Origin of the sequence: Alteromonas stellipolaris (genome assembly GCF_001562115.1) — a bacterium.
Lineage (GTDB): Bacteria > Pseudomonadota > Gammaproteobacteria > Enterobacterales > Alteromonadaceae > Alteromonas > Alteromonas stellipolaris.
This window is the reverse complement of sequence record NZ_CP013926.1, coordinates 4,057,750-4,072,227: the sequence shown is the minus strand read 5'-3', so window position 1 is coordinate 4,072,227 and position 14,478 is coordinate 4,057,750. Positions and strand designations below refer to the sequence as shown.

Below are 14,478 nucleotides of genomic sequence, written 5' to 3'. Positions count from 1 at the left end.
CAATCTGTGTGGGCACTCATTAAGAGTGTCACACAACGACGATTCATATTCGATATATTTATTTAATTGAAGAGTTTGATCATGGCTCAGATTGAACGCTGGCGGCAGGCCTAACACATGCAAGTCGAACGGAAACATGTCTAGCTTGCTAGATGATGTCGAGTGGCGGACGGGTGAGTAATGCTTGGGAACTTGCCTTTGCGAGGGGGATAACAGTTGGAAACGACTGCTAATACCGCATAATGTCTTCGGACCAAACGGGGCTTCGGCTCCGGCGCAAAGAGAGGCCCAAGTGAGATTAGCTAGTTGGTGAGGTAAAGGCTCACCAAGGCAACGATCTCTAGCTGTTCTGAGAGGAAGATCAGCCACACTGGGACTGAGACACGGCCCAGACTCCTACGGGAGGCAGCAGTGGGGAATATTGCACAATGGGGGAAACCCTGATGCAGCCATGCCGCGTGTGTGAAGAAGGCCTTCGGGTTGTAAAGCACTTTCAGTTGTGAGGAAAAGTTAGTAGTTAATACCTGCTAGCCGTGACGTTAACAACAGAAGAAGCACCGGCTAACTCCGTGCCAGCAGCCGCGGTAATACGGAGGGTGCGAGCGTTAATCGGAATTACTGGGCGTAAAGCGCACGCAGGCGGTTTGTTAAGCTAGATGTGAAAGCCCCGGGCTCAACCTGGGACGGTCATTTAGAACTGGCAGACTAGAGTCTTGGAGAGGGGAGTGGAATTCCAGGTGTAGCGGTGAAATGCGTAGATATCTGGAGGAACATCAGTGGCGAAGGCGACTCCCTGGCCAAAGACTGACGCTCATGTGCGAAAGTGTGGGTAGCGAACAGGATTAGATACCCTGGTAGTCCACACCGTAAACGCTGTCTACTAGCTGTTTGTGACTTTAAGTCGTGAGTAGCGAAGCTAACGCGATAAGTAGACCGCCTGGGGAGTACGGCCGCAAGGTTAAAACTCAAATGAATTGACGGGGGCCCGCACAAGCGGTGGAGCATGTGGTTTAATTCGATGCAACGCGAAGAACCTTACCTACACTTGACATGTTGAGAAGTTACCAGAGATGGTTTCGTGCCTTCGGGAACTCAAACACAGGTGCTGCATGGCTGTCGTCAGCTCGTGTCGTGAGATGTTGGGTTAAGTCCCGCAACGAGCGCAACCCTTGTCCTTAGTTGCCAGCATTTAGTTGGGCACTCTAAGGAGACTGCCGGTGACAAACCGGAGGAAGGTGGGGACGACGTCAAGTCATCATGGCCCTTACGTGTAGGGCTACACACGTGCTACAATGGCATATACAGAGGGATGCGAGACAGTGATGTGGAGCGGACCCCTTAAAGTATGTCGTAGTCCGGATTGGAGTCTGCAACTCGACTCCATGAAGTCGGAATCGCTAGTAATCGCAGGTCAGAATACTGCGGTGAATACGTTCCCGGGCCTTGTACACACCGCCCGTCACACCATGGGAGTGGGATGCAAAAGAAGTAGTTAGTTTAACCTTCGGGAGAACGATTACCACTTTGTGTTTCATGACTGGGGTGAAGTCGTAACAAGGTAACCCTAGGGGAACCTGGGGTTGGATCACCTCCTTACCAAAAATGTCGATGGTGACATTGTTAGTGTAGTGCCTACACAGATTGTTTTGTTTAATAGTTTAAAGATGTGCCTTAGAGCGCTTAAGTTTGATTGTGAAATCAAACTTAAGTGCTTTCTTTGAAAGCATTATGTTCTTTAACAATTTGGAAAGCTGATATTTAATTAGTAAATCAATCAAAATTTGAGTAATTGAGAAGTCGAAAGACGTACTTACTACTCTACTTGACTTGAATTGCTTGTTATCGAAAAAGCGTTGAAAAGCGTGCCAATCGGCAAGTCCGATTAGCAAGAAGATAGCAAGGCAATTTCACGATTAGCTTGTCATGCATACAACTGAGTTAGATCTCATCCAGTCCTGATTTCAAAAGGCGGGAGAGCGCTTCGCTCAATCATTGTTTTAATATTCTTATTTATAAGATTATTAGTGCAATGGTCGAGGTAACAGTTTCTAGTCGACTAAATCGACGAGTAAGCGAAGACACATACTTTTAGTATGTAACTGAGCGAACGAGGAAAATTTAGGAAGAATAGGAAGTGTTAACGAAGGCCATTTGGGGTTGACTAAGCGTATACGGTGGATGCCTTGGCAGTTAGAGGCGATGAAGGACGTGTAAGTCTGCGAAAAGCTGTGGTGAGCCGACAAAATGCATTTGAGCCACAGATGTCCGAATGGGGAAACCCACCTATTTATAGGTATCGTTACATGAATATATAGTGTAACGAGGCGAACGAGGGGAACTGAAACATCTAAGTACCCTTAGGAAAAGAAATCAACCGAGATTCCCCTAGTAGCGGCGAGCGAACGGGGATTAGCCCTTAAGCAATTATGAACGTAGTGGAAGCCTCTGGGAAGTGGCGCGATACAAGGTGATAGCCCTGTACACGAAGTGTTTGTTTTTGTGAAATCGAGTAGGTCGGGACACGTGTTATCTTGACTGAATATGGGGGGACCATCCTCCAAGGCTAAATACTCCTAACTGACCGATAGTGAACCAGTACCGTGAGGGAAAGGCGAAAAGAACCCCTGTGAGGGGAGTGAAATAGAACCTGAAACCGTATACGTACAAGCAGTGGGAGCCCCATCACTAAGTGCCTTTAGTGATGTGACTCACAAAGTGCAACCGTTTGATAAGCGCGTAACGTTGACCTGCGAAGCAGCCAACGGTAAACCGCCAAAAATCAAGCAGGGTGCTTAGTGATGGGGTGACTGCGTACCTTTTGTATAATGGGTCAGCGACTTATATTTAGTAGCAAGGTTAAGCGAATAGCGGAGCCGTAGCGAAAGCGAGTGTTAACTGCGCGTTTAGTTGCTAGGTATAGACCCGAAACCCGGTGATCTAGCCATGGGCAGGTTGAAGGTTGAGTAACATCAACTGGAGGACCGAACCCACTAACGTTGAAAAGTTAGGGGATGACTTGTGGCTGGGGGTGAAAGGCCAATCAAACCGGGAGATAGCTGGTTCTCCCCGAAATCTATTTAGGTAGAGCCTCGGACGAATTCCATTGGGGGTAGAGCACTGTTAAGGCTAGGGGGTCATCCCGACTTACCAACCCTTTGCAAACTCCGAATACCAATGAGAACTATCCGGGAGACACACGGCGGGTGCTAACGTCCGTCGTGAAGAGGGAAACAACCCAGACCGCCAGCTAAGGTCCCAAAATATTGCTAAGTGGGAAACGATGTGGGAAGGCATAGACAGCTAGGAGGTTGGCTTAGAAGCAGCCACCCTTTAAAGAAAGCGTAATAGCTCACTAGTCGAGTCGGCCTGCGCGGAAGATGTAACGGGGCTAAGCAATATACCGAAGCTGCGGATACGTGTTTACACGTATGGTAGGGGAGCGTTGTGTAAGTGGATGAAGGTGGATTGAGAAGTCTGCTGGACATATCACAAGTGCGAATGCTGACATGAGTAACGATAATGGGAGTGAAAAACTCCCACGCCGGAAGACCAAGGTTTCCTGTCCCATGCTAATCAGGGCAGGGTAAGTCGGCCCCTAAGGCGAGGCAGAAATGCGTAGTCGATGGGAAACGGATTAATATTTCCGTACTTATATAATCAGTGATGGAGGGACGGAGAAGGCTAAGCAAGCTTGGCGTTGGTTGTCCAAGTGAAAGCAAGTAGGCCGAGTGTTTAGGTAAATCCGGACGCTTAAAGCTGAGATGCGAGACGAGCTACTACGGTAGTGAAGTTGTTGATGCCCTGCTTCCAGGAAAAGCTTCTAAACTTATGATTATATAAACCGTACCCCAAACCGACACAGGTGGTCAGGTAGAGAATACTAAGGCGCTTGAGAGAACTCGGGTGAAGGAACTCGGCAAAATTGTACCGTAACTTCGGGAGAAGGTACGCCCTTGTTTGTGATAGGACTTGCTCCTTGAGCAGATGAGGGCCGCAGTGACCAGGTGGCTGGGACTGTTTATTAAAAACACAGCACTCTGCTAACTCGCAAGAGGACGTATAGGGTGTGACACCTGCCCGGTGCCGGAAGGTTAATTGATGGGGTTATCTTCGGAGAAGCTCTTGATCGAAGCCCCGGTAAACGGCGGCCGTAACTATAACGGTCCTAAGGTAGCGAAATTCCTTGTCGGGTAAGTTCCGACCTGCACGAATGGTGTAACCATGGCCACGCTGTCTCCACCCGAGACTCAGTGAAATTGAAATCGCAGTGAAGATGCTGTGTACCCGCACCTAGACGGAAAGACCCCGTGAACCTTTACTACAGCTTGGCACTGAACATTGAACCTACATGTGTAGGATAGGTGGGAGGCTTCGAAGCACAGTCGCTAGATTGTGTGGAGCCGTCCTTGAAATACCACCCTTGTATGTTTGATGTTCTAACATTGGTCCCTTATCGGGATTATGGACAGTGTCTGGTGGGTAGTTTGACTGGGGCGGTCTCCTCCCAAATAGTAACGGAGGAGCACGAAGGTTAGCTAATCACGGTCGGACATCGTGAGGTTAGTGCAATGGCATAAGCTAGCTTAACTGCGAGACAGACACGTCGAGCAGGTACGAAAGTAGGTCATAGTGATCCGGTGGTTCTGTATGGAAGGGCCATCGCTCAACGGATAAAAGGTACTCCGGGGATAACAGGCTGATACCGCCCAAGAGTTCATATCGACGGCGGTGTTTGGCACCTCGATGTCGGCTCATCACATCCTGGGGCTGAAGTCGGTCCCAAGGGTATGGCTGTTCGCCATTTAAAGTGGTACGCGAGCTGGGTTTAGAACGTCGTGAGACAGTTCGGTCCCTATCTGGTGTGGGCGTTGGATGATTGATGGGAGCTGCTCCTAGTACGAGAGGACCGGAGTGGACGAACCGCTGGTGTTCGGGTTGTCATGCCAATGGCATTGCCCGGTAGCTACGTTCGGAACGGATAACCGCTGAAAGCATCTAAGCGGGAAGCCGGCCCAAAGATGAGTCATCCCTGACTTTTAAAGTCCGGAAGGGTTGTTATAGACGATGACGTTGATAGGCAGGATGTGGAAGCGTTGTAAGGCGTTAAGCTAACCTGTACTAATTGCCCGAGAGGCAGAGGCTTTATATCTTGAGTGTTGTAAGACAAAGCTAATAGCAACTAGAGTAGTAGTACTCAGTGCTCAAAGATTGATTACGTGAATATCAGAATTCCTAAATTGTTAATTATTAAAGTAATATGGACTAAATAAGTCGGTATTACGCAAACTAACGTTTGCAAAAGTTTTTGCTTGGCAGCCATAGCGATACGGTACCACCTGATCCCATTCCGAACTCAGAAGTGAAACGTATTAGCGGCGATGGTAGTGTGGGGTTTCCCCATGTGAGAGTAGCACACTGCCAAGCTCCCATTCGAAGAAAGGGCTATCCTAACGGATAGCCCTTTTTTTATGCTTGTAGAAAAGTGTGAGTTAGCGCGAAGCCCGTTGGTAGAAGTTACCATGTAGCTTACTTATGCTGATCGACTGACTCCAGCCGTATCCAGATCTTCAAAATAATATATTAATACGCCACTACTGAAAACTATGGTTAAAGTGAGTCGCTTAATTACGTACCTATAGTAAGTTACACAGAAAAAATAATAAAATCATGTGAGGCTAGTAGGTTAAGCTACATATTTCATGCCATAGCTTATCTGTCTGCTTTAAAACATAAGCTTTCAATTTAAGTAATTTAGTTAATCCCATAAGCCCCACCAAGTGAAATATGAACATGAAAGTATATGTGGGCATAAAGCCCACTAAACCAGAAGCATCTGGACGAAGGTTTACGCTTCGCTATCCGTGAAGGTGGCCGTACTGTAGGTGCTGGTGTTGTAGCTAAGATTCTTTAATCTAAGCAAACCAAAGCATTAAAGAAAGGCGCTCATTAGAGCGCCTTTTTTGTGTCTTGCGTTTATGTTTTGAGAGGGAGTCGCCCCCATCAGAAACACGGCGTGAACCCATCCATGGGGCCTCTGCCACAGCATCCATGCTGTAGAAAGCTTCCGGTGCGCACACAGCTCTATTCAATAATCATAAGTCTAATACCAAGTTTAAGGTGAACTCATGAGGGATTGGTGCTTTGTCTCATATCATTCTGAACCCATCTATTGTTACTAAGTCTACTGCTTAGTTTTTGTTTACTGTGATTTATTTCAAGTTACATAGACCGTAGCAAGTGCTCTGGTTTAACTGCGTCGATTTAGCAGGGGGCGGTGGCTTACATAAAAACAAAGGTATTTGTCATAGAGAAAAATCTACAAATGTTATAATGTAACAATAGTGTGTGATGATAGATGTAGACAGTATTTGGTTTAATCGGGTACACGTAAATCAAGTGCTTAAGTAACAGTACAAATGAGTGATAATAATGATTAATAGAAGGCAGTTTTTTAAAGGGGCGGGTACCTTGGCATTTGCTGGGTTGGCATCAAGTGCGCTGGGTAAGGCGAATGCGGGTGTGTTGACGCCAACAACCAAAGGTTATGGGCCTCTTGTGCCTGATCCTAAGAAACTTCTCGATTTACCTCAGGGGTTTAGTTACCAGGTTATCTCTGAACTGGGTGATGCCATGAGTGATGGATTACATGTGCCCGATCGTGCTGATGGTATGGGATGTTTCGCGTTAGGTGATAATAAAGTTGCCTTAGTACGTAATCACGAATTACAAGCCGTTCACTTATCTATTCAGCCGGAATCTATTCAAGCTCATTCTACTGATTTAGCTTACGATAAATTTGAAAATGGTGTTGCGCTACCAGGGGGCACCACCACGCTGGTTTATAATCTTGATACCAAGGTTGTTGAAAAAGAGTTTGTTAGCTTAGTTGGCACGATTCGAAACTGTGCTGGCGGCACCACGCCTTGGGGGACGTGGTTAACTTGCGAAGAATCTGTTGATAAACCTAACGGTGTTATTGCTAAAGAGCATGGTTATATCTTTGAAGTGCCCGCTAATGCCGACGAATTAGTAGCGGCAAAACCGCTAAAAGAAATGGGGCGGTTTAACCATGAAGCCGCTTGCGTTGATCCTGAAACCGGTATTGTTTATTTAACGGAAGACAGAGGTGACAGTCTGTTTTATCGCTTTATACCCAATGTGAAAGGCCAACTGGCTAAAGGCGGTAAGTTACAGGCTTTGCGTATACAAGATGTGCCTCAGTTCGATTCTCGTAACTGGGACAAGGCGCGTATGAACCTTGGGGAATGGTTAAATGTGGATTGGGTTGATTTACATACACCAGAAAGCCCTAATGATGACCTGCGTGTTCAAGGTTATAAGGCAGGGGCTACACTATTTGCTCGTGGTGAAGGGCTGCACTGGGGCAACAATGAGCTTTATTTTTGCTGTACCAATGGCGGGGCTAAGCAATTAGGTCAGATAATGCGTTATCAGCCACAAAGCTCTCAGCAACAAGGCGCTACAGCTGACGCTACTTCAAAATCTGAAACTTCAGGTGGCAGATTGCAATTATTTGTTGAAAGTGATGACGCTAGCTTGTTTAACTTTGGCGATAACCTAACAGTAAGCCCCAACGGTCATTTAATTGTATGTGAAGATCAGTACACCGAGGTGGTAGATAATCACCTAAGAGGCGTGACGCCAGAAGGGGATATTTATAACGTTGCTAAACTTCATGCGCAAACTGAACTTGCAGGCGCTTGTTTTACTAACGACGGTAGTGTGTTGTTCGTAAATATGTATTCCCCCAGTAAAACCTTGGCCATAACAGGCCCTTGGATGGCGCTTTAACTCGCACAATGTTTAAGTAAGTCATCATGGGTAATGTGCTTCATACTTATGTGAAGTACATTGCCCTTCTGCTTTTTACACTCTATTTCCTTTCCTTTTCCCTATCTGTCCCTTTCTATCCTTTTCTTGCCTGCCAAGGTGCTCACTCTAAATTGGGTTCAAAGATACTAACTTCCTAGTATAAAGCTAAAAGTTACCTGTTAGTTTAGCGACCAAATAAATCGCCAATTCTCCCCAGTTCAGCCAGGCTAAAATATCAATCGAAAATCCCAATCATTTTTCTAATCTTTAGTCACATCTATAAATTCAATTAACTTAATCAGTTTATGTCGTTTTAATAGTTTTCGCAGAACAGTAATAATCCTCGCATCTAACAAGGAGAGCTGTTGTGAGCACAATTCTAAGAAAACTTACACCGCACAAATTCGTTGCTAAACCAGCGCAATCGGTTTGCAACTATGCAAATAACTATTATGGCGACCAAGTTTGTGTCGCTCAGAAAAACCCGACCACTAAAACTCGTATTTCAGGAGCAGCATAAATGAAACGATCGTTTACCCGTAGTATTATAAGTTGTGTAACCGTAGGCATGTTAAGCATGAGCTTAAGTGCTCAAGCGGATACCCTTACTCGTCAAAATGGCGCACCAGTTGGAGACAACCAAAACTCTCAAACTGCTGGCCCATGGGGCCCTGTGCTTTTACAAGACTCTCACCTAATTGAAAAGCTAGCGGCGTTTGACCGTGAGCGTATTCCAGAGCGTGTGGTTCACGCCCGTGGTGTTGGTGTTCATGGTTACTATGAAAACTACGAAGATTTATCTGACGATACGGTAGCTGCACCTTTCCAAGGTGAAGGTAAAAAAACTGAAGTATTCGTGCGCTTTTCATCAGTAGTACACGGCCACCTTTCGCCTGAAACGCTTCGTGATCCTCGTGGTTTCGCCGTTAAATTTTACACTGAACAAGGCAACTGGGATTTAGTCGGTAACAACTTCCCTGTATTCTTTATCCGTGACGCAATTAAATTCCCAGATATGGTTCACGCTTTTAAACCATCTCCGGTAACGAACAAGCAAGATGCTAAGCGTGTATTCGACTTCTTCTCGCATGTTCCAGAATCTACTCACACGCTAACTATGTTGTTCTCTGACTATGGTACGCCTGCAAGCTACTTAAATATGGATGGTTCAGGTGTTCACGCTTTCAAATTTGTTGATGATGAAGGCAATGTGAAGTACGTGAAATTTACGTGGAAAGCGAACCAACCTATCAAGAACTTCACTGCTGAAGAAGCAATGAAACAACAAGGTATGGATTTCCAGCCACACACCACTGACGTTTACACTCGCATTGGTGAGAAAGGCGAAACAGCTTCATGGGATTTGTACTTGCAAGAACTTGAGCCTGAGCAATTAGACGACTTTGACTTCAACCCGTTAGATACTACTAAGATCTGGCCTGAGAAGTTAGTGTCTTCACGTAAAATTGGTCGTTTGGTGTTAAACCGTGTACCTGACAACTTCTTTGAAGAAACTGAACAAGCTGCATTTGCTCCAAGTAACCTAATTCCTGGTATCGAGCCTTCAGAAGACAGAATGCTACAAGGTCGTTTGTTCTCTTATGCTGATACACAGCGCTACCGTTTAGGTGTTAACGCTTACCGTATTCCGGTAAATGCACCTAAAAATGTTGAGATTAACAACCACGAGCAACATGGCCAGCTTCGTACTACATCAACTAACCGTGATGTTAACTACCAGCCTAGCCGTCGCTTAGACTTGAATGAAGATCCAGCATACCGTTACTCAAGCAAGCCGCTTGCAGGTATGACACAGCAAATTCCTTTCTACAAGGAACAGAACTTTAAACAAGCCGGTGAGTTCTACCGCAACCTTGATAAGCAAGGTCGTAAGAACTTAATCAACAACATGGGTGGTGCATTAGCATCGGTACCTGAAGAAGAGATCCGCGTTATCATCAGTGCTTTCATGTACAACGCAGATAAAGAATATGGTACTGGCGTTGCTAAGCTAGCCAAGGTTTCTATTTCGCAAGTACGTGCAGAAGCAAAAGCTTTAATGGACGAGCAAGCAGGCCGTGCTGCTAAAGCTAAGAAAGTAGCGGAAAGCTTAACTGCCCTTATGCAATAAGTAATACCCACTATCAACTCGCCCTACCTATTTAGGTAGGGCAGTTATAGTTATTAAAGACTTCATCTGAATAACCCAATTTACCTAGTAGCCTTTTTTCATATCAACTACTCGTATCTATCATTACCAACGCCAACAATAGGAGACCCACAATGCACATCGTTAAACGCACACTATTGGTTTTTACTTTACTGCTGAGTGTGAGCCTATGCCATGCACAAACCAGTGTTGATGACCTTAAAGCACGCTATTTCGATGCAGCCCGCGAGGGAAATGTTGCATTGCTTCAAGCCTTTTATCAGGCGGGTCTTGATGGGAACGTAGCTGATGATAAAGGTTATACCGCCCTTATTTTAGCGGCTTATCATGGTCATAATGATGCGGTTTCTTATTTACTTGGCAAAGAAAATATTAATGCCTGCCAAGAAGATAATAAGGGTAATACTGCGTTAATGGGCGCTATCTTCAAAGGGCATTTAGGTGTAGCTAGAAAGCTCATGTTTGCCGAGTGCAATATTGATGAAACTAACTCTCAGGGGCAAACCGCACTAATGTTTGCTAGCTTGTTCGACAGACAGTCTTTAGTGAGTGAGCTAATTGAAAAAGGCGCTAACCCGCAACATAAAGACCTAGCAGGCAACTCAGTAGCCGACATTGCATTGTCGCAAGGCAATTACAATTTGGCGAAAATGCTGAACGAGTCAAACGTTAATCGGTGATACCTCTCGGTTTACATTATCAATGATAGAAATGGGGCGCTTGCCCCTTTTTCCATTAACACCTCAAAAACGTTTAGCTAAAATATTGAGTCTCCACTATAGATTGTCATTTTATTTAATTACTCTTATGCCTATTGAGCTAGATAGAGTGAATTGGTCTATCTTCAAGTAGTATGTCTAGTTCCCAGCGCGCAGTGTAAATGAAATACCTAAGGGGATCTCATGAATGAAGTTTGACTCTATAAAATCTAGGCTAGTTTTAATGACACTAATTTGTGTTGTTGGAATGGGAATGCTGGTGGTCAGTCAGCATTATTTTACGCAGCGGCTCATTGAATTGAATCAGCAAAGGAATTTGTTGCTTCGCATGGGACAAGATTTACTGCAAATGCGACGCCACGAAAAAGACTTTCTGATGCGCCATCAGCACGAGTACTTTCAGCTATTTATTGAGCGCTCTGAGAGCTTTAGCACTCGGCTTAATCTGCTTACACCCTTAATTAGCGATTACGATATGCCTACGTCGCAATTAGGAAACTTAGCCGAAGGAGTACATAAATACCAACAACTTTTCCAACAAGTGGTTACGTTACAAACCGAAATAGGGCTGACGCCAGCGTCTGGTTTGTTAGAACGGATGATTGAGACTGAGGGAGCATTGCTCAGTCAGTCGTATTTTGATGTTGGGTCAAGTGCGCTCATTCAACTTGATGGCGCAAGGTTGGCCATTCGCGATTTTCAGCTAACCCATAATAATTATTACGCAACCCTTGCCGTTCAAAATATAGAGCGGCTGGCACAGGCGCGGAGTACGGTTAAGTCTGAACAGGTAGATGAACTGCTTAATGTATATAAAGAAGCTGTTGGGGCACTTGCTATTGCGCATCAAACATTAGGCCTTACTCATAATGAAGGTTTGGTAGGGCGCTTTCGGCGTCAAGCACACAGTGTCGAGCAGCAGCTCATGTTAATCGACCAAGCTCTACAGCCTATTATTGAAAACCAAGAGCAAAAAGTAAAAATTTACAGTATTAGTATTGCGGTGCTTACCTCGGTGCTTTTAATTTTAATTCTAGTGAAGAGCTTCGCCACATTTCACCGCGCTTTTTCTAATTTCGTTATGTTCTTCTATCGCTGTAAGCGCCAATATCAGCGAATGGATCCGAGGAAACTCGGTTTTGCTGAGTTCAAATCGTTGGCTGAACTTGCCAATGAAATGGTAGAGTCTCGTCAAGCAATTGAAGAACGACTCGCTGTTGTGGAAGCAGAATTAGCACAAAAGCAGAGAAAACCAGAGACAAGTTGAAGGTAGGTGAACGTAGATATGCAATTTAACAAATTAGGCGGTAGCGACTTATCGGTATCGGATATTTGCCTTGGCACCATGACATGGGGCATTCAAAATACTCAGCAAGACGCCGATGAGCAACTCGCCATGGCAATTGAGCATGGTGTGAACTTCATCGATACCGCCGAAATGTACCCTGTACCGCCGAACGATAAAACTTATGGCGATACCGAACGGATTTTAGGTAACTGGCTAGCGAGAAATCAATCATCACGTGACTCGCTTGTTATAATGACAAAAGTTGCCGGAAGTGGCTTGAGTTATATAAGAGAAGGCGGGCCTATTACCGCCAGCGCCGTTGAGACGGCACTGAATGATTCGCTTAGCCGTTTAAATACCGACTACGTTGATGTCTACCAGTTACATTGGCCAAACCGCGTTACCCCGCATTTTGGAAAGCATTGGCCTGATCGCACAAACCCTACAAAAATCGATAAACAGCAAGAAATCGATGGCATGCGAGATATTTTAACCGGTATCAAACAAGCACTTGATACTGGAAAAATTCGCCATTGGGGGCTATCTGATGACACCCCTTGGGGTATCCACACGTTTTTAACGCTGTGCAAAGAAATGAATATTCCTTTACCGGTCTCCATTCAAAACGAATTCAGTTTGCTGCATTTAAAAGATTGGCCGTACCTTATTGAAATGTGCGCGCTTGAGAACATTGCCTATCTACCGTGGTCGCCGCTAGCTACAGGTATGCTAAGTGGTAAGTACATGAACGGAGATAGACCCAAAGGTTCTAGATGGACACTGGTTCAGCGCCAAGGGTTATTCAGAGACAAAGAGCCCGCTCGTGAAGCCACTGCTCGTTATGTTGAAATTGCCAAGCGAGCAAAGATTACTCCGTCGCAATTGGCTTTAGCATGGTGTAAACAAGTGCCAGGTGTTACTTCTACCATTATTGGCGCTACTACCACCAATCAGTTGGCTGAAAACTTATCTGCGTTTTCACTTAACCTTGATGAAAGCACACTGAAGCAAATAGGCGAGGTGGTTCGCCGTCACCCGTTAGGATATTAGCTATAAAAGGTGCAAACGTTAGAGCAAGAGTTTTTGATGTTGAGGGTCAAGTCATAACGACTTGGTGCCAACCTTAAACACAGACTGTCTTGCCCGAGAATTGCAGTAAGGTTTTAAATTGCGGTGATTTTATACTCTAGACTTTGGTCATTTATCTGTCACAACTTCGTCATAGTATGAATTCACTGTTATTTATTGACTGTCATTTTCTATGTCTCTATCAGATTCGCCTCTTGTTTGTGAAACCGAAACCCAGCATGGTAACTGGCGCCGTTGGCTACTGCTTATCGGCCTAGTGTATTTAATGTTATTGGCCGTTAGCATGATAGGAAGCGGCTTCAAACTTGCCGCAGGCGATCAAGCTAAAACGCTGTTCACTTTTGCTAGTAACCCCATTATGGGGTTAATTATTGGCATGGTAGCTACCGCGCTCATTCAATCTTCAAGTACGGTGACTTCCATTATTGTTGGTATGGTAGCGGGTGGTTTACCTATCACCATTGCCGTGCCCATGATGATGGGAGCTAACATTGGCACCAGTATCACGAATACACTAGTTAGCCTTGGGCATGTCGCCAGAAAAGATGAATTTCAACGAGCATTTAACGCCGCCACTATTCACGATTTCTTTAACGTGATGTCAGTGTTTATATTCCTGCCTCTTGAAATGGCGTTTGGCATTCTAGAGCATACCAGCGCCTTTGTAGTGTCTATGCTAAATGCAGGTGGCACGATGGGGGTTGATGGTTTTAACCCTATTAAGGCGCTAACCCAACCTGCGCTTAATGTCGTAACAGGCATGGTAAGCGGTTTACCTTCGGTATATCCGGGTATCGCCAAAATCATCCTTGGTATTGGGCTTATTGTTACTTCAATTACTTACATGGGGAAAATTATGAAATCTCTCATGGTGGGTAAGGCAAAAGATATTTTGCACAAAAGTATCGGGAAGGGGCCTATTTCGGGAATTTCATCAGGTGCGCTAATGACAGTGTTAGTGCAGTCTTCCTCTACCACCACCTCGCTGGTGGTTCCTTTAGTAGGTAGTGGAATTTTAAAGGCAAAAGATATCTATCCGTTTACCCTTGGCGCGAATATTGGCACTTGTATTACTGCGCTAATCGCAGCACTTGGTGTGGTGGGGGTGAATGCAGGGGTTGCGTTACAAATTGCCATGGTACACCTACTGTATAACGTTTTTAGTGTGGCGCTAATTTACGGTACGCCTATGTTACGCGACATTCCGTTAGATTTGTCTTACAAGCTGTCGGTCATTGTGGCCGAGAAAAAGTTTTACGGGGTCGCTTATATTGGCGGGTTATTTTTCTGTATGCCGCTAGGTATTATTTTTATATCAGTGTAGGTATTTCCACCGCTGTTACAGCAGTAAGCTAAGGCAGGTACTTACTTTGCACCTG

At 45.2% G+C, this 14,478-nt stretch carries 6 protein-coding genes, 3 rRNA genes and 1 pseudogene; all 10 read left to right on the top strand.

What is annotated here, in order from left to right; all coding sequences use genetic code 11:
* The first annotated feature begins 63 nt into the window (after positions 1-63).
* Positions 64-1,596, top strand: a 16S ribosomal RNA gene (locus AVL57_RS17200).
* A gap of 560 nt (positions 1,597-2,156) precedes the next feature.
* Positions 2,157-5,143, top strand: a 23S ribosomal RNA gene (locus tag AVL57_RS17195).
* Between the two features lie 165 nt (positions 5,144-5,308).
* Positions 5,309-5,424: ribosomal RNA gene (gene rrf, locus AVL57_RS17190) — 5S ribosomal RNA — on the top strand.
* Together the 16S, 23S and 5S rRNA genes form the textbook arrangement of a ribosomal RNA operon.
* A gap of 409 nt (positions 5,425-5,833) precedes the next feature.
* A pseudogene (locus AVL57_RS21330) lies at positions 5,834-5,911 on the top strand (EF-Tu C-terminal domain-related protein); the annotation flags it as partial.
* Positions 5,912-6,429: 518 nt separating this feature from the next.
* The gene (locus AVL57_RS17185) at positions 6,430-7,812 is read left to right on the top strand and encodes an alkaline phosphatase PhoX (protein WP_057789232.1); all 1,383 of its coding nucleotides are present in this window, start codon (positions 6,430-6,432) and stop codon (positions 7,810-7,812) included.
* 589 nt (positions 7,813-8,401) lie between these two features.
* Positions 8,402-9,964, top strand: a complete 1,563-nt coding sequence (locus AVL57_RS17180; RefSeq protein WP_232363294.1) for a catalase — start codon at positions 8,402-8,404, stop codon at positions 9,962-9,964.
* Positions 9,965-10,116: 152 nt separating this feature from the next.
* Entirely contained in the window at positions 10,117-10,683 is a 567-nt protein-coding gene (locus tag AVL57_RS17175; RefSeq protein WP_057789236.1) for an ankyrin repeat domain-containing protein, read from the top strand.
* 262 nt (positions 10,684-10,945) lie between these two features.
* Positions 10,946-11,989, top strand: coding sequence for a chemotaxis protein (locus AVL57_RS17170; protein WP_231517753.1), 1,044 nt, complete (start codon positions 10,946-10,948; stop codon positions 11,987-11,989).
* 18 nt (positions 11,990-12,007) lie between these two features.
* On the top strand, positions 12,008-13,060 hold the full coding sequence (locus tag AVL57_RS17165) for an aldo/keto reductase (protein WP_057789240.1): 1,053 nt from the start codon (positions 12,008-12,010) through the stop codon (positions 13,058-13,060).
* 211 nt (positions 13,061-13,271) lie between these two features.
* On the top strand, positions 13,272-14,423 hold the full coding sequence (locus tag AVL57_RS17160) for a Na/Pi symporter (RefSeq protein ID WP_057789242.1): 1,152 nt from the start codon (positions 13,272-13,274) through the stop codon (positions 14,421-14,423).
* Positions 14,424-14,478: the final 55 nt, after the last annotated feature.

Bases quoted from the DNA above. Each gene is read 5' to 3' on its own strand.
- AVL57_RS17185 (WP_057789232.1), top strand. From the start codon at position 6,430: ATGATTAATAGAAGGCAGTTTTTTAAAGGGGCGGGTACCTTGGCATTT.
- AVL57_RS17180 (WP_232363294.1), top strand. From the start codon at position 8,402: ATGTTAAGCATGAGCTTAAGTGCTCAAGCGGATACCCTTACTCGTCAA.
- AVL57_RS17175 (WP_057789236.1), top strand. From the start codon at position 10,117: ATGCACATCGTTAAACGCACACTATTGGTTTTTACTTTACTGCTGAGT.
- AVL57_RS17170 (WP_231517753.1), top strand. From the start codon at position 10,946: ATGACACTAATTTGTGTTGTTGGAATGGGAATGCTGGTGGTCAGTCAG.
- AVL57_RS17165 (WP_057789240.1), top strand. From the start codon at position 12,008: ATGCAATTTAACAAATTAGGCGGTAGCGACTTATCGGTATCGGATATT.
- AVL57_RS17160 (WP_057789242.1), top strand. From the start codon at position 13,272: ATGTCTCTATCAGATTCGCCTCTTGTTTGTGAAACCGAAACCCAGCAT.